Origin of the sequence: Acidovorax sp. PRC11, assembly GCF_031844105.1 — a bacterium.
GTDB lineage: Bacteria > Pseudomonadota > Gammaproteobacteria > Burkholderiales > Burkholderiaceae_C > Paracidovorax.
Window position 1 is genome coordinate 110,425 of sequence record NZ_JAUZUQ010000006.1, and the last position, 18,321, is coordinate 128,745.

The following is an 18,321-nucleotide window of genomic DNA, read 5'->3' on the forward strand; positions in this document are numbered from 1 at the left end:
CATCACAGCCACCCCGTTTGCGTGAGCCCCGGCAGGTTGATCGCCAGGAATTGCGTGAAGGCCCAGAACACCGGCGCGGAGATCGCCAAGCCCGTGAACAGGTCCACGGCCCAGGTGCGGGCGGTGCCCGCGGCGGGCTGCCCGGCCGCGCGGCGCAGGCCCTGCACGGCCAGCAGGTAGCACAGCGTGCAGCTCAGGATGAAGCCCACCGTGCCGATCAGCGCGGCGTTGAGCAGCAGCCCGGCCGACACCCACACGAACGCCTGCTTGTCGGCCCGGGCCGCGCCGCCGGGCGCGCCCAGCGACCGGAAGCCGCCGGAGAACACTTCCCACAGCAGGAAGCCGCCGCACACGGCCAGCACCGCCGAGACCAGCCAGGGCAGGAAGTTCGGGCTCACGCCGCCGTAGCCGGCGTCGCCGGGAATCTGCAGTGCGCCGGCGGCGAGCAGCGCAGCCACGAGCAGCACGCCGCCGCCCACGATGGTCTGCGCGCGGCGGGAAGGAACCGCGCCGTCGGCGCCGTCGGCATCCGCCGCGGAAGGTGCGAGAGGCTCTGTCATGATGGATGTGTCCTCGTAAATGGCCCCCCGCGCGGCGCACGGGCGCGCGCCGGCCTGCCGCGCGGCCGGCCCTTGTTCGGGGCCCTGCCGCGCACAGGCGCTGCGGGGGAGGGGAAACGGGTCCGCGGGCACGGGGCCCGCAAGGGAAACGGGTCCGCGGTCACGGGCCCGCAAGGGAAACGGGTCCGCGCGCACGAGGCCCGCGGCGGGGGTCAGACCATGCCGGCCTTGACCATGGTGGCGCGCATGCTGGCGAACTCGGCATCCACGAAGGCGCCGAACTCGTCGCCCGCCATCCAGGCCGGCGTCCAGTCGTTCTTCTCGATCGATTCGGCCCAGCTCTTGCTCTTGGTGGCCTGGGCCACCATGTCGATCAGCGCCTTGCGCTGCTGCGCGGTGATGCCCGGGGGCGCATACACGCCGCGCCAGTTGCCGATCTCGACGTTGATGCCCTGCTCCTTGAGCGTGGGCACGCTGGAGCCCTTCAGGCGCTGGCCCGACGTGACGGCCACCGGCACCATCTTCTTGGTGTTGATGTATTCGGCCATCTCGCTGTAGCCGCCGCCGCCGATGGTCACGTTGCCGCCCAGGATGGCCGCGATCGCCTCGCCGCCCCCACGGAACGCCACGTAGTTGATCTTGGCCGGGTCCACGCCCACTTCGCGCGCGATCATCGCGGCCGCGATGTGCTCGGTGGAGCCGCGCGAGCCGCCGCCCCACTTCACGCTGCCCGGGTCCTTCTTGAGCTGGGCGATCACCTCGGCCATCGACTTGAACGGCGAGTTGGCGGGCAGCACGAACACGTTGTACTCGCTCGTCAGGCGCGCGATCGGGGTGGCCTGCGACAGGTTCACGGGCGGCTTGCCGGTGATGATGCCGCCCACCATGACCGAGCCCATCACCATCAGGGAGTTCGGATCGCCCTTGGCGGAATTGACGAACTGCGCGAGGCCGATGGCACCGGCCGCGCCACCCTTGTTGTCGTAGGTGACGGACGAGGCCACGCCCGCGTCCTGCATCGCCTTGCCGAGGGCCCGGCCGGTGGTGTCCCAGCCGCCGCCGGGGTTGGCGGGCAGCAGCATCCGGATGGCCGCCGCGGCGCGTGCCGACAGCGGCAGCGCACCGGCGGCCGCGAGGGCGGCCAGGGATTTGAGGAAGGTATCGCGACGCATGCTGCTTGTCTCCTTGTGGTGTGGCGAACGGGGCCGATGATGCGCCCGTATCCTGTCAAACGGCTGTCCGCCGACTCAGGGAAAACACCCATGGGGCCCGCGGCCGCGCCCGGTGCTATGGTCGCGCCCCATGCAACTGCTTCTCGTGGAAGACGACCCCGCCATGCAGGCCACGCTGCAGCGCTCCCTGGCGCGCCGCGGCATGGACGTGACCGCGCTCGGCGACGGCCGCGCCGCGCTCTCGCAATGGGCCGCGCGCCCGCCCGACGCCGTGGTGCTGGACCTCACGCTGCCGGGCCTGGACGGCCTGCAGGTGCTGCAGCAGGCGCGCGCCCGGGGCCTGCGCACGCCCGTGCTGCTGCTCACCGCGCGCGGCACCGTGGGCGACCGGGTGCTGGGCCTCAATGCCGGTGCGGACGACTACCTGCCCAAGCCCTTCGACCTCGACGAGCTGGAAGCGCGGCTGCGCGCCCTGGTGCGCCGGCTGGGCGACCTGCCGGATGCCCGCCCGGCGGCGCCCTCCACCGTCTCGGTCGGCGCCATCCGGTACGAGAAGGACAGCGGCGCCATCTACCTGCACGGCGAGGTGATGGAGTTCACGCCGCGCGAACTCGCGCTCATGCACGCTCTGCTGGCCCAGCCGGGCCACGCGGTGGCCAAGGAGCGGCTCTACGAACTGGTGTTCCCAGGGCAGCTCGACGTTCAGTACGAGGCGATCGAGGTGGTGGTGTACCGGCTGCGCAAGAAGCTGGCCGGCACCGGCCTCACGCTCATGACGCTGCGCGGCCTGGGCTACCTGCTCAAGGCGGACGCATGACGGCGGATCGGAGCGCATGCGCATGAGGCGGCGCGGAACGGACCCCGCCCAGTCGCTGCGCCGCCGCCTGCTGTTCGGCATCCTCGTGCCGGTGGCGCTGTTCATCGCCTACAACACGGCGAGCCTGTACCGGCAGACGCTCTCGGCGCTGCACACGGCCTACGACCGCACGCTGCTGGCATCCGCCAAGACGATCAGCGAGCAGATCGACGTGTCCGGCTACGACGACGGCGCCCGGCTGCGCGCCACGGTGCCCTACTCGGCGCTCGAGGCCTTCGAGGCCGACAACCAGAGCCGCATGTTCTACCGCGTCTCCACCCTCGGCGGGGAGCTGGTGTCGGGCTTCGCCGAGCTGCCCATGTGGCACGGCCGCATCCCCTCCAGGCCACCCTATGCCGCGCTGGTGGACTTCTACGACGACGAATTCCGCGGCCAGCCGGTGCGCGTCGCGGTGCTGCTGCAGCCCGTCGCCAGCCCGACCGGGCGCGGCATGGCGGTGATCCAGGTCGCCGAGACGCTGGAGCTGCGGCGCACGCTGGCGCTGCAGATCCTGCAGACCACGCTGGCGCGCCAGGCGCTGCTCGCCCTGGTCGTGGCGCTCATCGTGGGCCTGGTGGTGCAATCGGCGGTGCGGCCGGTGCGGCGGCTCAGCGAGCAGTTGCAGACGCGGCCGGAGGACGACCTGCGGCCGATCGCGGCCCCGGGCACGCCGCGCGAGCTGCAGCCGCTGGTCGATGCCATGAACCACGTCATGGGCCGGCTCGCGCACCTGCTCGCGCACCAGACGCGCTTCGTGCGCGATGCCTCGCACCAGCTGCGCACGCCGCTGGCGGTGCTGAAGGTGCAGGTGCAGTCGGCGCTGCGCGGCGATGTTGCGCCCCAGCAGGCGCTGCACGAGATCAGCGACACGGTCGATCGCGCCACGCAGCTGGCCAACCAGATGCTGGCGCTCGCCAAGGTGGAGCAATTGCGCCAGCAGAGCGCGCCGCCCGTGACGCGGCTGGACGACGAACTGCGCGCGATCGCGCTCGAACTCTCGCCGCTGATCGCGCAGCGGGACATCGACTTCGGCATCCACACCGATCCGGCGCCCGTGCAGGCCCACGAATGGATGCTGCGCGAACTCACCCGCAATCTGCTGCACAACGCGATCCGGCACACGCCGGTGTCGGGCGTGCTGTCCGTCGACCTCATGACGGATGGGCGGCATGCGGCGCTGACGTTTTCCGACAGCGGCCCGGGCATCGACGCCGAACTCGCGCAGCGCCTCTTCCAGCCGTTTTCCGCGGGCGACGTGCGCACCGGCTCCGGCCTGGGGCTGGCCATCTGCCAGGAGATCGTGCAGGCCCTGGGGGGGCAGATCGAGCTGTCCAACCGCATGGAGGGCAGCCGCATCGCGGGGCTGGACGCGGTGGTGCGGCTGCCGCTCGCGCCGGGCGATTCCACCGCCGCCGAGCGCAGGAAGCCTGCGGCCTGACGGCGCGCACGGTATTCAGATACCCGCGGGCGGCCGGGGATGCGAAGCCACCCGGTCGATCGCGGCGGCGATCCGGTCGAGCATCGCATCGTCGGTACGCGCGATGTTGAGGCGCACGTGCGAGTCGAACCGGTGGCTCGCGAAAATGGTTTCGTTGGCCACCCTGGCGCCGTCCGCGGCCAGCGCCTGCCATACGGCGGGGGCATCGACGGCTTCGCCGGGCGACATCCACAGGTACATGCCTGCACCCGTCCCGTTGGCCTGCCAGCCGCGGGCACGGACCTTCGCCAGCAACGCCCTGCCGTGGGTTTCCAGCCGTTCCTGCAGTCCCCTGCAGTGCTGCTCGTAATCTCCTTCGGTCAGCAGGTGGTGCAGGATCTGGTCGGTGGCCAGCGAGGAATGGATCGCGCTGACCGAACGCATCAGCATCAGGCGCTGCATGCGCTGGCTGTTCACGGCCAGGAACCCGGCCCGCAATGCCGGGGCCGCGGTCTTCGAGAAGCTGCCGATGTGGATCACCCGCTCGAAGTGGTCCAGCGCGGCCAGGCGCGCCGTCTCGCCCAGCCGGCTGCGCGGCAGCAGGTCGCCGTAGGTGTCGTCGTCGACGATCCACAGGTCGTGCTGTTCCGCGAGCTTGAGCAACTGGTGGGCCTTGCGCGGCGACAGGCTGGTGGACGTCGGGTTCTGGAGGACCGAGCTGCAGAAGAAAGCCTTGGGTTTGTACTTCTCGCACAGTTCCGCGAGCCGCTCCAGGTCCGGGCCGTCTTCCAGGCGCTGCACGCGCAGTATCCAGATGCCGCTGGCCAGCAGGCGCTGGGTGTGGATGAACGGAGCAGGTTCTTCCAGCACCACGTACTGGCCCTGGTAGAGCAATGACCAGACCACGAGATTGAGCGCGTCGGCGGCACCGGCCGTGGTCATGATCTGGTCGGGCGTGGCATCGATGCCGGCCATGCGCAGCCTGGCCGCCAGGGCTTCGCGCAGCGGCAGCCACCCGCGCCGGTCCGCATAGTCGGCCAGGCCCGCGGGCGGGCGGCCGGCCAGCGACCGCAGGGCCGCGGACAGCGCCTCGGTGCCGGTCCACTCGGCGGGCAAGGTGCCGAGGGCGGAGTCTCCCTCCGGACCCGTGGACTGCAGCAGGTGGTCCCACGAACCCGGCGACGGCGGCCCCTCCCACCGCGGCGACGGCGTGGGCGCGCCCACCTCAAGAGCCCGCGGCGAGACGTAGAAACCGGAGCCGCGCCGTGCTTCCAGGTAGCCCGCTGCCGCCAGTTTGTCGTAGGCCCGCAGCACGGTCTCGTTGCTGATGGACATGCTGGCGGCCATCGCACGCACCGAAGGCAGCCGTTCGCCGACGGCCAACGCCCGGCTCTCGATCCGGCCCCGGTACTCGTTGAAGATGCGGTGGATGAGCGCTCCGCTGGCGCGGGCGTTCTGCGGCGCCGCCTGTTTCTTCGGTGTCACGGGGCCTGGCTTCGGCGTGGGGGTGGGTGCCATGGGGATGCGGCGTCGGAGGGACCAAGGAGTGCGGGTCGCAAATGATAGACCGGCCGGTGCCGCGGAGTGCCGGCCGGAGGGAACTGATACGGACAGTTTCCCTTTCGTCCGGTTTGCTGCCGCATGCACGCTCGGCCCGGAACGCACCGGCACGGAGCACGTCCCGCCGCCGATCACGGCGCCGCCGCGATCTGGTGCAGCACGCTGCACCTGATTGGCGACAAACCGGGCCGGCTCCGCGAGCTCATCCGTACATACCCTTATCCCGTCCACCGGGCGAACTGCCACAATAAAACTGTACCAAACACTTTTCGTGCAAAGACTTCTAGAGGAATGGACCCAGAACCCGGACGAAGCCCTTTCCTCTGCACAGACCGATGAAAAGCGTATGGAACACTAATTGCATCTGTTGCTGGCGATTTCGCCGACCACATCCCTTCCGAGGATTCCTGCCATGCTGCCTGCCCCGTCCCCGATGCTCCGTCCGGTCCCGTTCCGTGCGACCGCCATCTGCGCCGCCCTCGCACTCGCATTGCCCACCGCCGTGCATGCCCAGCAGCAGGAGCAGCCTGCCGCTTCCGCTCAGGTTCCCTCGGAAAGGGAGTTCTCCCTCCCCGCGGGGCCGCTGTCCGCCACCCTGCAGGCGATCGCCAGGATTGGTGGAAAGCGCATCCAGTTCGAGGAAGCGGACGTGCAGGGGCTCCAGGCACCGGCGATCGCCATCAGAACGACGGTGCAGGGTGCCGTCCAGACCGCCGTCTCGGGCAGCGGCCTGACCATGAACACGAACCCGGACGGCTCGATCCGCGTGTTCGTGCAGCAGCTGGCAGCCGTGGCCGTCACCGCCCAACGCGACGAGGCGGAAACCGGCTTCCGCGCGTCCAGCTCGTCCACCGCGACGCGCGGCGGCGCCGACCTGCTCGACGTGCCGCAGTCGGTCACGGTGCTGACGGCCAAGGTGATGGAGACCCAGCAATCGGCTTCCGTCGAGGATGCGCTGCGCAACGTCGCCGGCGTGGTGGTGCAACCCGCCACGCAGGGGGCCAACGCGTTCAACATCCGCGGCTTCAACACGGGCACCGCCACGCTGTCCAACGGGCTGAGCGATCCCAACTCCGTGAAGACCAACATCGCCGGCGTGGAGCGCGTCGAGATCCTCAAGGGACCGCAGGCCCTGCTGGCCGGTGCGAACGCCCTGGGCGGCACCTTGAACATCGTCACCAAGAAGCCGACCACCGAGCGCATCCGCGACGTGTCCTTGAGCTACGGCAGCCATGCCGAGCGCACCGGCACCATCGACCTGGCCGGTGCCATCAACGACAGCAAGGAATTCAGCTACCGCCTGATCGGATCGGCGACGCGAGCCGGCGGCAGCTCCGCCGGCTACGACGGGCGCTCGCAGACCTATGGACTGGGCGAGGTGCGCTGGAAGAACGCGGACACGGACTTCATCGCCGGCGTGTCCGCCGACAATTCGCGCTCGGTGCTGGACCGGTACACGGTGGCGATCCGGGGCTACATCGAGCCGCCTCCACCGACCCTGCCCGGCAACCCGGGCAATGGCATCGAAACCCGGACGCGCTCGGTGTTCTACACGCTGCAGCACTCCTTCTCGGACGCGCTGCAGTTCAGCAGCCGCATGCAACGCGTCAGCACCGACATGGACCTGTCCGTCTGGACGCCCCAGTTCCCGGTCAGCACGCCCAACCTGCTGCTGAACTACAGCGGCACCATGGTCAACTCGAACCAGACCACCACCAGCGGCGATCACTACCTGAGCTACAAGTTCAAGACCGGCCCGGTGGAGCAGCGCCTGGTGGCCGGCGTCAACCACAGCGATTACAGCTACGACCAGACCCAGTACACGGGCCCGAGAGCGGTGGTGCGTTTCGACCAGCCGACGCAGTACCCCTACCCTGCCCTCACGCGCAGCAATGACACCCGCTCCTTCAGCAACTACTCGCCGCAGGAGCAGCGGGGCCTGTACCTGCAGGACACCCTGAAATGGGAGCAATGGACGCTGGTGGCGGGCCTGCGCCACACGAGCCTGGACACCGGCCCCGGTCTCACCACCGTCTACACGAATCCTCCCACGCCCAGCACGGTGTCGTCCAAGAAGTCGTTCGGCAGGAACACCGTCAATGCCGGCCTGATCTACAACCTGGACTGGAACACGTCGGTCTACGGCAGCTACGCCGAAGGCTTCTCGCCGCTCTTCTCCGACCTGAACATCTGCGGCACCAGTTCGGCGGCCACGCCGCCTACCCTGTCCAAGAGCAAGGAACTGGGCATCAAGAGCAATGTGGAAGACCGCTTCTCCTGGTCGGCCGCCGTGTTCCAGATCGACCAGGTCAACCTCCTGCGGCGCAACCGCCCGCAGAACTGCAACGACCTGATCGACGGGCAGCGGTCGCAGGGCGTGGAGCTGGAGGCCTCGGGCAAGCCCATGCGCGGGCTCAACCTCATCTTCAACTACTCCTACAACAAGCGCAAGAGCATGACCGATCCGACGGCGCGTCCCGGCGTGGGGCCGAACACGCAAGTCAGCGCGTGGAGCACCTACGACTTCCAGTCGGAACGGCTGCGCCACTGGAGCCTCGCTTTCGGCATCAGCGCCTGGGGCCAGTCCCTGCTGGGCGTCACCGACACCGCGACACGCTCGCCGGGCGGCGCCCGCATCGACGCCGGCGTCGCCTACACGCAGCCGGAATGGTCCGTGCGGCTGGGCGTGAAGAATCTGGCGAACCGCACCCTGTACGGTTTCTCCACGAGCACCATGTTCGTGCCTGTTTATGACAAGCGCACGTTCATGCTGACCTACCAGCGCAAGCTCTGACGGCACGCCGCTCATCGCTGCCCCGCCCCCGCGCTCCCATCCAGGCCTTCTGCGCTCATGAACATCCACCAACGTCCCCGACTGCGCGACCTGATCCTGCCCTACTGGACTTCGCGCGAGAGCTGGCGCGGCTGGGTCCTGCTCGCGATCAAGCTGACGCTCATGTTCACCAGCGTCTATGTGGCTGTCTGGAGCAACCGGCTCCAGGGTCAGGTGGTGGATGCGCTGGTGAAGCGGGAGTGGGACGGCATCTGGCGCAGCCTGGGCCTGTCATGGATCGCCGGCATGGTCGCCATGCTGGTGTCGATGGTGCTTCTCTTCGTGGTGACGGAACTGCTGCAGTACGAATGGCGCACCGCCATGACGCGCCGGTACCTGGCGGCGTGGACGGAGCGGCGCGCCTACTACGCGATCGAGCGGGACAATCGCCTGGACAACGCGGACCAGCGCATCTCGCAGGACATCCCCCGGTTCATCGAACTCACGCTTTTTCTTTTTCTCAATCCGATCCACGTGGTGGTCTCGGCCATCTCGTTCAGCGTCGTTCTCTGGAACCTGTCCGGCACGCTGCAGTTCACGTTATGGGGCATCGGCTTCTCGATCCCCGGGTACATGGTCTATCTGGTGTATGCGTATTCGGCCGGCGCGCTGCTGGTGTCGCACCTCACCGGGCGTCCGCTGATCCATCTCTTCAACCTCCGCCAGACCGTCGAGGCCAATTTCCGCTACCGCGGCATGCAGTTGCGGGAAAACGCCGAGCAGATCGCCTTCTACGACGGCGGCGCGCGCGAGCACAAGCGCCTGGACGAATCGTTCGAAGAGGTGCGCGCCAACTGGCGGGACATCATCGTGCGCAATGCCAAACTGATCCTGGCGCGCGAAACCTATACCCACACCTTTTCCAGCCAGCTGCTGCCCACGGCCGCGGCACTGCCGCGCTACCTCTCCGGCGCCATCACGATGGGCGACGTGACGCGCGTCGGGGGCGCCTTCACCGCCGTCAGCAGCAGCCTGGTCTTCTTCAGCCTCGCCTACGTCAACTTCACCGAGTGGTGGGCCCTCGGCAACCGGCTGCGCGGCCTGCTGGGCGCCCTCGACGAAGCGAAACAGCGGCCGGCGGGCATCCACGTCGCTCGGACGCCCGAGCCTGCCATCGAGGCACATCGCCTCGCGCTGCAAAAGCCCGATGGCCAGCCGCTCGCCACCATTCCCGCGGTCCACATGCGCAAAGGCGAGCGCTGGCTGGTGCGCGGCGCCTCGGGCGCCGGCAAGAGCACGCTGCTGCGGGCCGTGGCGGGCATCTGGCCCTATGGCGAGGGCGACATCCGGCAGCCGGACGGCGGCCGGATGATGTTCCTGCCGCAGCGCAGCTACATCCCTCAGGGCACGCTCAAGGCCGCCCTCTGCTATCCGGGGCAGCCCGGCGATTTCGACGACGGACGCGTGCGCCAGGCGCTGCAGGAAGTGCGGTTGCCGGCGCTGGCCGACCGCCTGCACGACAGCGACCGCTGGCAGCAGAAGCTCTCGGGCGGCGAACAGCAGCGGCTGGCGATCTGCCGAGCGTTGCTGCACCGGCCCGACTACCTCTTCCTGGACGAGGCGACCAGCGCGCTCGACCCGGATACCGAGCGGGCGCTCTACCAGGCCCTGGTGCATGCGCTGCCGGAGAGCACCCTGGTCAGCGTGGCGCACCGCGAATCGCTCGTTGCCTACCACGACCATGTGCTCGACCTCACGCCCCAGCACGGCGAAGCCCCAGGCCAGGGCGGCGGCCCCGTACCCGCTCCGGGCACTGCCTGAATCCGCCTGCGCTTTTTCCGCTCACTTCCCGATCCCTCACAGCCACCGAACCATGCCTTCCAACGTCATTCCCGTCACCGACGCGACCTTCGCAGAACAGGTCCTCCAATCCTCCGGCCCCGTCCTGGTGGACTTCTGGGCCGAATGGTGCGCCCCCTGCAAGCAACTGCTGCCCATCCTGGACGACATCGCCGAGGAATACGCGGGCGAGGCCCGCATCTGCAAGATCAATGCGGACGACAACCAGGCGCTGGCCCAGCAGTTCCAGGTGCGCGGCCTGCCCACCATGATCCTTTTCGTGGACGGCAAGGAAAAGACCCGTCTGGTGAGCCTGGTCTCCAAGACACGGATCGCCCAGGTCATCGACGAATGCCTGGAGGCTTGACATGGGCATGCACGCATACCATGGTGATCCGCAACGGCGACAGCAGGTGGTCGACCGGCTGTATGGCCTGGAGCGCACAGGCCGCTGGGAGCACCGGCCCCTGTACTGGAACGGCGAGGTCGGCAGCTTCATCGGGACCCTGCTGCGGGGCGACGACCTCGGGCGCTGGGAGGCGGAGTTCGGTCTGCCGAAATGGCTCGCCCTGGCGATCGACTCCATGGTCGCCGCCAACCCGGCGCTGGGCGTGGCCTGGGGCATCCACCTGCTGCAGGGCATTCCGGTCGGCATGCCGATGGACACGATGGGCAGCCGCAGCCTGCTGGAACTGCTGAAGGGCCGCAGCCTTGGGCTGCTCGGCCTGGAGGGGGCTGCCGCCCTGGCGGAGGTGCTGGAAGGCGTCGCCGCGCTGCATGCGGCGCGGCTGGCGGGGCAGGACGTCGACAGCGCCCGCTGGCGCGCAGCGCGCCGAGCGGCGGTCGCGCAGACCAATGCCCAGGAGCCCGGATCGGTCGCGGCGGCCGCGGGATCGTGCATCGAAGCGGCCGCCTGGGACCCGGCGCAGTCCCGCAGTGCCGTGTCCGACACGCTGCGCGGATGGATCAACGCACGCGTCGCCGCCGAGATGGCGGTCTACCCGTGGGGCAAGTCGGACGACGAAGACATGAAGCAGCTTCTGGAGATCCTGCACGCGGAGGACAAGGCCCGCCGCGCGCCCGGAGACACCGCCCACACCAACGTCTTCCTCCTGCTGGAGGAAAAGCATCCCGAGAAAGCCCTGCGGCTGAGGACCTATTACCGATACCAGAAGAGCCAGTACGCCCGGCAGTGGCGACAGGCAGCGCTGGTGCTGCAGAACGTCCTGCATGCGGCCGAGGGCGACGCGCCCGCAGCCCTCATTCCCCGCGCCCACCTGTTCGCCAACCCGGTACGTGCCGCCATGGCCATCAGCCCGGACGGCCAGTGGCTGGCCTGGCTGGCCGACGGCGACGGCGTGATGAACATCTGGGCCGCCCCCACCAGCAGCCCGCAGGAGGCTCGCCAGATCACGCGGGACACGCGGCGCGGCATCCAGGCGTTCCACTGGACGTACGTCCCCGGCATGCTGCTGTTCTCGCAGGACCGCGACGGCGACGAGAATTTCCGGCTCTTCGGCGCCGACCTCGCGGACGGCTCCCTGCGCGCCCTGACGCCCGCCGCTCCGGGCGTACGCACGGGCGTGCAGGGCATCAGCCGGCGGCGCCGCGACGAGATCGCGATCGTCTCCAACGCGCGCGACGCACGCTTCTTCGATGTGCACGTGCTGCACCTGCGCACCGGTGCGATGCAGTGCGTGCAAGAGAACACGGGCTTCGCCGGCTTCCTGCTGGACGATCGGTACGAGGTCCGGCTGGCCGTGCGCAACACGCGGGACGGCGGCAGCGAATGGCTGCGTCGCGATGCCGCGGGCGCCTGGCGGCCGTGGCAGGTTTTCTCGGCGGAGGACGGGCGCAGTTCCGCGCCCACCCATTTCGACGCCGAGGGCCGTACGCTCTACGCCTACGACAGCCGCGGCCGCGACACCGCCGCGCTGGTCGCGATCGACTGGGAGAGCGGCGCCGCCACCGTACTGGCCGAGGACCCGCGCGCCGACATCGGCGGCATGCTCACCGATGCCGCCAGCCACCGCCCGCTGGCCTACGGCGTCACCTACGAGCGCTTCCAGCTGCACATGCTGGACGACGCCCTCCGGCGCGACATCGAGACCCTGGACGGCGCGGCCGGAGACGGCGAATGGCGCCTGACCGCGCGCACCGAAGACGACCAGCGCTGGATCGTCGCCATGTCGTCGGACACGCGGCCCTCGTCGTCGTGGATGTACGACCGCCAGGCGCGCACGCTGCAGCACCTGATGGACCTGCGCCCGCGGCTGACCTGGGCCCCGCTCGCGCGGATGCAACCGGTCGTCATCCCCGCGCGCGACGGGCTTCCGCTGGTGTCCTACCTCACCGTGCCCGTGCATGCCGACGCGGGCGATCTGCGCACCCGCGCGCCGCTGCCGCTGGTGCTGCTGGTGCACGGCGGCCCGTGGTCGCGCGACACCTTCGGCTTCAACCCCATGCACCAATGGCTGGCGAACCGCGGCTACGCCGTGCTGAGCGTCAATTTCCGCGGCTCGACGGGCTTCGGCAAGCGCTTCGTGAATGCGGCGGACGGCGAATGGGGCCGCAGGATGGACGAGGACCTGGAGGATGCCGTCGCCTGGGCGCTGGAGCGCGGCATCGCCGAACCGCGGCGCCTGGCCATCTTCGGCGCCAGCTACGGCGGCTTCGCCGTGCTGTCGGCGCTCACCCGCTACCCATCGCGCTACGCCTGCGGCATCGACGTGGTGGGCCCCTCCAACCTGGAAACGCTGCTGGCGTCCATTCCCGCCTACTGGGAGGCCGACCGCGTGCGCCAGCACCGTGCGATGGGCGACCCGGCCACCGAAGAGGGACTGGCCCGGCTGCGCGACCGCTCGCCCCTGCACCGCGCCTCGCAGATCCGCTCGCCCCTGCTCATCGCGCAGGGCGCCAACGACCCGCGGGTGAAGCAGGCCGAGTCCGAGCAGATGGTCGCCGCCCTGCGGCACAGCGGCATACCCGTGACCTACGCGCTCTACACCGACGAGGGGCACGGCTTCGTGCGGGAAGCCAACCGCATGTCATTCAATGCGCTGTGCGAAGACTTCCTGAGCCGCCACCTGGGTGGCCGCGCAGAGCCCTGGTCGGAGGCGGACCATCCGGGCCATTCGCTGCAACTGGCGGAACACGCCGCGCACCAGGCCGCATGATGGATGCCACGGCCCTTTCTCTGCAGGCGCCGCGGCCCGGCGAGCAGCGCACCCGCCAGCGCGCCTGGGAAGCCGAGTGCATCGCCCGGATCGAGGCGGACTTCCGCCGTTCGGCCGACACCCACCTGATCCCGATGCCGCTGCCGGGCTACCCGGGCATCGACGCGTACTTCAAGGACGAGTCGAGCCACCCGACCGGCAGCCTGAAGCACCGTCTTGCGCGCTCGCTGTTCCTGTATGCGCTCGCCAACGGCTGGCTGCGCGAGGGCGCGCCCGTGATCGAAGCCTCCAGCGGATCGACGGCGGTGTCGGAGGCTTATTTCGCGCGCCTGCTCGGCTTGCCGTTCATCGCCGTGGTGCCCGCCTCCACGTCGCGCGAGAAGATCGCGGCGATCGAATTCCATGGCGGGCGATGCCGCCTCGTGCAGCGGGCCTGCGATCTGCATGCGGTCTCGGTGGTGCTGGCGCGGGAGAGCGGCGGCCACTTCATGGACCAGTTCCTGTATGCCGAACGCGCCACGGACTGGCGTGCGAACAACAACATCGCCGAGTCCATCTTCCGGCAGATGCAGAAGGAACCCCATCCCGTGCCGGAGTGGATCGTCTGCAGCCCGGGCACGGGCGGCACGTCCGCCACGCTGGGGCGCTACGCACGCTACCAGCAGCATCCCACCCGCATCCTCTGCGCCGATCCGGAGACGTCGGTGTTCTTCGACTACTACGACGGCCTGCAGCGGGGCCACCCGGACCCGGGCCTCACGGTGCCCGCCGGTTCGCGCATCGAGGGCATCGGGCGCCCCCAGGTGGAGCGCAGCTTCATAGCCGGCTGCGTGGATGCCATGGTCAAGGTGCCGGACGCGCTGTTGCTGGCCGCCATGCGCCACGTCTCCGCAGTGCTCGGCCGCAGGGTGGGCGGCTCCACCGGCACCAACTTCGTCGGCCTGCTCTGGGCGGCGCAGCGGATGGCGGCGCAGGGCTGCGAAGGCTCGATCGTCTCGATCCTCTGCGACAGCGGAGACCGCTACGCCGGCAGCTACTACGACCCCGGCTGGTACGGGCTCCAGGGCATCGACATCGCGCACGCGGACGGCCAGCTCGCCGCCTTCCTCCAGGGCGCGCCCCTGCAGTCCGCGCTGCGCCACGCGCACGCCGCGGCGTGAGGCCGCGGCCCCGCCGAACCGACAGCCTGCAGACCCCGCTCAGGAAGGCCCGGACGCCATGAACAGAAAGCCCCCGAAGAAAGACCTGCGGGACCGCGCCCCGGGCATCGCCGCAGTCGTCGCCCTGCACGTCGGCCTGGCCTACGTGCTGGTGACGAGCACAGCGCTCACGCCGCCGAAAGCAGTGGACAAGGATTCCCTGCTGGTGACCCTCGTGCCCGAACCGAAGCCGGAACCGGCCATCCCGGCGGCGGCGCCGCCACCGCCGCCTCCGCCGGTCCCCCCGCCTCCGGCCCCGCCTGCCCCGCGCCCCCCGGCACCCAGGCCGCCCGCCCCGAAGCCTCCGCCGCCGCCGAGGCCCGCCCCCGAGCGCGCGGCCACGGAGCCGGTGCCGCCGGCGCCGCCCGAACCGCCGGCGCCCGTGCCCCCTGCGCCGCCCGCACCTGCGGCCCCGGCGCCCGCGCCCGCGCCTGCTCCGGCGCCGGCACCCGCCCCGGCGGCACCCGCCAACGTGTCGGTGGAACTGGTCTGCTCCAACTACGCCGAAGTGCAGCAGGCCGTGGGCTATCCCTCGCGCGCCCGACGCCAGGGGCTGGAGGGCACCGTGGTCGCCGAATTCAACGTGTCGCCCAGCGGTGCGGTGGAGAACCTCCGCATCGCCAGCGCCAGCTCCGACCTGTTCTCCGGCCCCGTGCTGGAGGCCATGCGCGACCTGCGCTGCAAGGGCCAGGGCGTGCCGGTCCGCGTGCGCGTTCCCTTCAGTTTCCGCCTGAGATAGCCACCGGTCTCAGCCCCCCTCACAGGCCGCCCCATCGTCCTCACGCGTCCATTTCCATCGATCCGCCCGCCCCTTTTTCTGGAGAGCCCACCATGTCCCACCGTCCGTTCCATCTCCCTTCCCTGCGCGGCCTGGTCGCGGCGCCGCTGTGTGCGCTGGCCCTGCTGGCCCTCCCCGCCGCCGCTTTCGCCCAGGCGGCCGGCCAGGCCAATCCGTACGGCTTCAAGGCCATGTGGGAACACGGCGACCTGGTCTCCAAGGGCACGCTGTTCATCCTGCTGATCATGTCGGCCGCCAGCTGGTACGTGATCATCACCAAGCTGCTGGAGCAGCGCCGCGTGCACCGCCAGACGCGCCTGGTGCAGGCCGAGTTCTGGAACCGGGGCGACCTGCGGGGCTCGACCCAGGCGCTGCCCGACTCCAGCGTGTTCCGCTACGTGGCCGAGGCCGGGCTCGTGGCCCAGAAGCAGTACGAAGGCCCGCTGACACAGCAGGTCGATCGCAACAGCTGGCTCAGCCAGTCGGTCATGCAGGCCATCGATGCCGTCGGCGACCGCCTCCAGGGCGGCCTGGCCGTGCTCGCCACCGTCGGCTCGACGGCGCCGTTCGTGGGCCTGTTCGGCACCGTCTGGGGCATCTACCACGCGCTCACGGCCATCGGCCTGGCGGGCCAGGCCAGCATCGACAAGGTGGCCGGCCCGGTGGGCGAAGCGCTCATCATGACCGCCATCGGCCTGGCCGCGGCGGTGCCTGCGGTGCTGGGCTACAACTGGCTGGTGCGCCGCAACAAGGCGGCTCTCGACGAGGTGCGCGACTTCGGCACCGAACTCCACACGGCCCTGCTGGGCGGCAAGCCGGCCGTCACCCTGGAGCGCTGACCATGGCGATGAACGTCGGCCAGGACGGCGGCGATCCGCTGGTCTCGTCCATCAACACCACGCCGCTGGTGGACGTGATGCTGGTGCTGCTGATCATTTTCCTGATCACGATTCCGGTCGCCACGCAGACCGTGCCGGTGGCCCTGCCCCGCGAAACCAACGACCCGCGCCAGGCGAAGATCGAAGACATCAACCTGTCGGTCACGCGCGACGGCGCGGTCTACTGGAATGCCGCGCCCATCACCCTGCCCGAGCTGCGGCAGCGGTTCGCCGCGCTGGCCACCGCCACGCCGCAGCCCATGGTGCAGGTGTATGGCGACGCCTCGGCCACCTACCTGCCCGTGGGCCGCATCGTCCGGGCCGCGCAGGACGCCGGCATCCAGAAGCTCGGTTTCGTGACCGAGCCGGTATCCAACCCCTGACAGGAGACACGCCATGGCACTGCCACGACGGGGCAAGAAGCAGGACGCCGCGCTGATGATGGAGATCAACACCACGCCGCTCATCGACGTGATGCTGGTGCTGCTCATCATGCTGATCATCACCATCCCGATGCAGCTGCACACGGTGGAGCTCGATCTGCCCGTGCCCACGGACAGCCCGCCTCCGCCTCAGAAGGAGCCGCGCATCGTCCGCATCGCCATCGGGCCGGAAAGCGCCATCCGCTGGAATGGCGAACCCATCGATCTCTCCACGCTCAACGAGCGCCTGCTGTCCGCATCCCTGCAGCCCGACCACCCCGAATTGCGGGTGCGCCCGGACGTGGATGCCAACTACTCGGCCGTGGTGCATGTGATGGCCTCCATCCAGCGCCACGGGCTCACCAAGGTCGGGCTGGCCGGCCAGGAACAGTTCGACTGACCCGCCCGCGTTGCCGCAGAAGGAGACGGCTGACACCGCGGGCCCGCCGCCTCGCGGACAATCGGGGGCATGACCCCTCCCGAATCGATGCGCCTGGACAAGTGGCTGTGGTGCGCCCGCTTCTACAAGACGCGCGCGCTGGCGGTGGAAGAAATCGGCAAGGGCCGCGTCACCGTCAACGGGCAGGCCGCCAAGGCCTCGCGCGAACTGCGCCCCGGCGACACCGTCGCGCTGCGCCAGGGCGTGGTGCCGCGCACCGTGGTCGTGCGGGGCCTGAGCGGCATGCGCGGCCCGGCCGTGGTCGCGCAGCAGCTCTATGAGGAGACACCCGAGAGCATCGCGTCGCGCGAGCAGGCCGCGGAAATGCGGCGCCTCGCCCCCGAGCCGGCGGCGAGCCTGCACGAGGGCCGCCCGACGAAGCGCGACCGCCGCGAGATCGACCAGGCCCGCGACTGGGGCAGCCGCTGGAGCGCCGCGATCGACGAATGAGGGTGTGGGCCGCGGAGGCGGCGATGCTCAGGGCAGGTTGCCGGACTGCGGCCTGAGCATGCGCAGCACGACGTTCAGGTAGTCGTCCATGCGCTGGCGTGCGCTCTCGGCCTCACGCTCCAGCTCCCGCAGGCTTTTGCCGCCCTCGCCCTCCTGCGCAGCCCCCTCGCCCAGACAGATGGCGGACTGGCGCCGTGCCAGCCGCATCTCGGCGGTCTGCCAGTCGCGGCGCAACTCGCTCCACTGCTCCGACGCCGCCTGCAGCGCGGGCGCGCGGTCGGCCTCGGCCGTGACGACCCGCGGGGGGGCCGCGCGGTGCGCCGGGGGAGCGGACGATCGCCTGCGCCGCAGCCCGTCCTGGCCCAGCGAAGAGCGGGCCACGGCGAAGGTCTTCTCCGCCGCCATGTCCTCGCTGGCCCATCGGCCGCGCGCCGCATACCAGGCGCCGTTGCCGACGGACCACGCCCCGCGCCACCCGTCGCCGCTCGGCCATACCATGATGCCCACCCTGCGGCCCGCATGCTCTCGGTACCGCACGGGTTCACGCGCTGCGGGAACGGATGCGGGGATGCCGGCCGGCATGTTCCGCAGACTGGTGGTAGGTTGGATGTCCATGCCCGCTGGGAGGCAAACGGCGTTCCCGAACGCGCGGGTAGCAATATCCGCATATCGCCTACCCGCATTTGTCAGAAGCGCCGTAAAAATTTCCCGCGCCCGCGCGAAGCGCGCGCTATGGCCGAGCAGGGTTCATCGCGCGGCCTCCATTTGCCCTTCCGCGCAGGCAGGATGAGCTAGCATCTGC

At 70.0% G+C, this 18,321-nt stretch carries 16 protein-coding genes; 12 read left to right on the forward strand and 4 right to left on the reverse strand.

What is annotated here, in order from left to right:
- Window positions 1–2: 2 nt before the first annotated feature.
- The gene (locus Q9R47_RS08790; protein WP_311232825.1) at window positions 3–560 is read right to left on the reverse strand and encodes a tripartite tricarboxylate transporter TctB family protein; all 558 of its coding nucleotides are present in this window, start codon (window positions 558–560) and stop codon (window positions 3–5) included.
- 212 nt (window positions 561–772) lie between these two features.
- Complete coding sequence (locus tag Q9R47_RS08795) at window positions 773–1,732, reverse strand: tripartite tricarboxylate transporter substrate-binding protein (RefSeq protein ID WP_311232826.1); 960 nt, start codon at window positions 1,730–1,732, stop codon at window positions 773–775.
- Between the two features lie 130 nt (window positions 1,733–1,862).
- On the opposite strand from Q9R47_RS08795, the gene Q9R47_RS08800 reads away from it, so the two are divergent.
- Window positions 1,863–2,549 (forward strand): response regulator transcription factor, encoded by a 687-nt coding sequence (locus tag Q9R47_RS08800; protein ID WP_311232827.1) that lies wholly within the window; start codon window positions 1,863–1,865, stop codon window positions 2,547–2,549.
- Window positions 2,550–2,571: 22 nt separating this feature from the next.
- Complete coding sequence (locus tag Q9R47_RS08805) at window positions 2,572–4,026, forward strand: sensor histidine kinase N-terminal domain-containing protein (protein WP_311232828.1); 1,455 nt, start codon at window positions 2,572–2,574, stop codon at window positions 4,024–4,026.
- A 15-nt stretch (window positions 4,027–4,041) separates the two neighbouring features.
- On the opposite strand, the gene Q9R47_RS08810 is transcribed toward Q9R47_RS08805, so the two are convergent.
- Window positions 4,042–5,490, reverse strand: a complete 1,449-nt coding sequence (locus tag Q9R47_RS08810) for a PLP-dependent aminotransferase family protein (protein ID WP_311232829.1) — start codon at window positions 5,488–5,490, stop codon at window positions 4,042–4,044.
- Window positions 5,491–5,998: 508 nt separating this feature from the next.
- On the opposite strand from Q9R47_RS08810, the gene Q9R47_RS08815 reads away from it, so the two are divergent.
- From Q9R47_RS08815 to Q9R47_RS08860, 10 genes are all read left to right on the forward strand, one after another.
- Window positions 5,999–8,359, forward strand: coding sequence for a TonB-dependent receptor (locus Q9R47_RS08815; protein ID WP_311232830.1), 2,361 nt, complete (start codon window positions 5,999–6,001; stop codon window positions 8,357–8,359).
- 57 nt (window positions 8,360–8,416) lie between these two features.
- Window positions 8,417–10,159: an ABC transporter ATP-binding protein/permease gene (locus Q9R47_RS08820; protein ID WP_311232831.1), complete on the forward strand. Its 1,743-nt coding sequence runs from the start codon at window positions 8,417–8,419 to the stop codon at window positions 10,157–10,159.
- A 52-nt stretch (window positions 10,160–10,211) separates the two neighbouring features.
- On the forward strand, window positions 10,212–10,544 hold the full coding sequence (trxA, locus tag Q9R47_RS08825; protein ID WP_311232832.1) for a thioredoxin: 333 nt from the start codon (window positions 10,212–10,214) through the stop codon (window positions 10,542–10,544).
- A 1-nt stretch (window position 10,545) separates the two neighbouring features.
- On the forward strand, window positions 10,546–13,353 hold the full coding sequence (locus tag Q9R47_RS08830) for a S9 family peptidase (RefSeq protein ID WP_311232833.1): 2,808 nt from the start codon (window positions 10,546–10,548) through the stop codon (window positions 13,351–13,353).
- Complete coding sequence (locus Q9R47_RS08835; protein ID WP_311232834.1) at window positions 13,350–14,513, forward strand: PLP-dependent cysteine synthase family protein; 1,164 nt, start codon at window positions 13,350–13,352, stop codon at window positions 14,511–14,513. The genes Q9R47_RS08830 and Q9R47_RS08835 overlap by 4 nt, the downstream gene beginning before the upstream one ends.
- A 58-nt stretch (window positions 14,514–14,571) precedes the next feature.
- Window positions 14,572–15,291 carry an energy transducer TonB gene (locus Q9R47_RS08840; RefSeq protein WP_311232835.1) on the forward strand — a complete coding sequence of 240 codons (720 nt, stop codon included), beginning with the start codon at window positions 14,572–14,574 and terminating at the stop codon, window positions 15,289–15,291.
- A gap of 92 nt (window positions 15,292–15,383) precedes the next feature.
- Entirely contained in the window at window positions 15,384–16,169 is a 786-nt protein-coding gene (locus Q9R47_RS08845) for a MotA/TolQ/ExbB proton channel family protein (protein WP_311232836.1), read from the forward strand.
- 2 nt (window positions 16,170–16,171) lie between these two features.
- Window positions 16,172–16,591: a biopolymer transporter ExbD gene (locus tag Q9R47_RS08850; protein ID WP_311232837.1), complete on the forward strand. Its 420-nt coding sequence runs from the start codon at window positions 16,172–16,174 to the stop codon at window positions 16,589–16,591.
- Window positions 16,592–16,604: 13 nt separating this feature from the next.
- Window positions 16,605–17,030 carry a biopolymer transporter ExbD gene (locus Q9R47_RS08855; RefSeq protein WP_311232838.1) on the forward strand — a complete coding sequence of 142 codons (426 nt, stop codon included), beginning with the start codon at window positions 16,605–16,607 and terminating at the stop codon, window positions 17,028–17,030.
- A 69-nt stretch (window positions 17,031–17,099) separates the two neighbouring features.
- The gene (locus Q9R47_RS08860; RefSeq protein ID WP_311232839.1) at window positions 17,100–17,519 is read left to right on the forward strand and encodes a S4 domain-containing protein; all 420 of its coding nucleotides are present in this window, start codon (window positions 17,100–17,102) and stop codon (window positions 17,517–17,519) included.
- Window positions 17,520–17,546: 27 nt separating this feature from the next.
- On the opposite strand, the gene Q9R47_RS08865 is transcribed toward Q9R47_RS08860, so the two are convergent.
- Window positions 17,547–18,017, reverse strand: a complete 471-nt coding sequence (locus Q9R47_RS08865) for a hypothetical protein (protein ID WP_311232840.1) — start codon at window positions 18,015–18,017, stop codon at window positions 17,547–17,549.
- Window positions 18,018–18,321 lie beyond the last annotated feature (304 nt).

What these genes read in the sequence shown, in the direction of transcription:
- Q9R47_RS08820 (WP_311232831.1), top strand. Translation starts at nt 8,417, where the DNA reads ATGAACATCCACCAACGTCCCCGACTGCGCGACCTGATCCTGCCCTAC.
- Q9R47_RS08800 (WP_311232827.1), top strand. Translation starts at nt 1,863, where the DNA reads ATGCAACTGCTTCTCGTGGAAGACGACCCCGCCATGCAGGCCACGCTG.
- Q9R47_RS08860 (WP_311232839.1), top strand. Translation starts at nt 17,100, where the DNA reads ATGACCCCTCCCGAATCGATGCGCCTGGACAAGTGGCTGTGGTGCGCC.
- Q9R47_RS08855 (WP_311232838.1), top strand. Translation starts at nt 16,605, where the DNA reads ATGGCACTGCCACGACGGGGCAAGAAGCAGGACGCCGCGCTGATGATG.
- Q9R47_RS08790 (WP_311232825.1), bottom strand. Translation starts at nt 560, where the DNA reads ATGACAGAGCCTCTCGCACCTTCCGCGGCGGATGCCGACGGCGCCGAC.
- Q9R47_RS08865 (WP_311232840.1), bottom strand. Translation starts at nt 18,017, where the DNA reads ATGGTATGGCCGAGCGGCGACGGGTGGCGCGGGGCGTGGTCCGTCGGC.
- Q9R47_RS08815 (WP_311232830.1), top strand. Translation starts at nt 5,999, where the DNA reads ATGCTCCGTCCGGTCCCGTTCCGTGCGACCGCCATCTGCGCCGCCCTC.
- Q9R47_RS08850 (WP_311232837.1), top strand. Translation starts at nt 16,172, where the DNA reads ATGGCGATGAACGTCGGCCAGGACGGCGGCGATCCGCTGGTCTCGTCC.
- Q9R47_RS08830 (WP_311232833.1), top strand. Translation starts at nt 10,546, where the DNA reads ATGGGCATGCACGCATACCATGGTGATCCGCAACGGCGACAGCAGGTG.
- Q9R47_RS08840 (WP_311232835.1), top strand. Translation starts at nt 14,572, where the DNA reads ATGAACAGAAAGCCCCCGAAGAAAGACCTGCGGGACCGCGCCCCGGGC.
- Q9R47_RS08845 (WP_311232836.1), top strand. Translation starts at nt 15,384, where the DNA reads ATGTCCCACCGTCCGTTCCATCTCCCTTCCCTGCGCGGCCTGGTCGCG.
- Q9R47_RS08795 (WP_311232826.1), bottom strand. Translation starts at nt 1,732, where the DNA reads ATGCGTCGCGATACCTTCCTCAAATCCCTGGCCGCCCTCGCGGCCGCC.
- Q9R47_RS08835 (WP_311232834.1), top strand. Translation starts at nt 13,350, where the DNA reads ATGATGGATGCCACGGCCCTTTCTCTGCAGGCGCCGCGGCCCGGCGAG.
- trxA (WP_311232832.1), top strand. Translation starts at nt 10,212, where the DNA reads ATGCCTTCCAACGTCATTCCCGTCACCGACGCGACCTTCGCAGAACAG.
- Q9R47_RS08805 (WP_311232828.1), top strand. Translation starts at nt 2,572, where the DNA reads ATGAGGCGGCGCGGAACGGACCCCGCCCAGTCGCTGCGCCGCCGCCTG.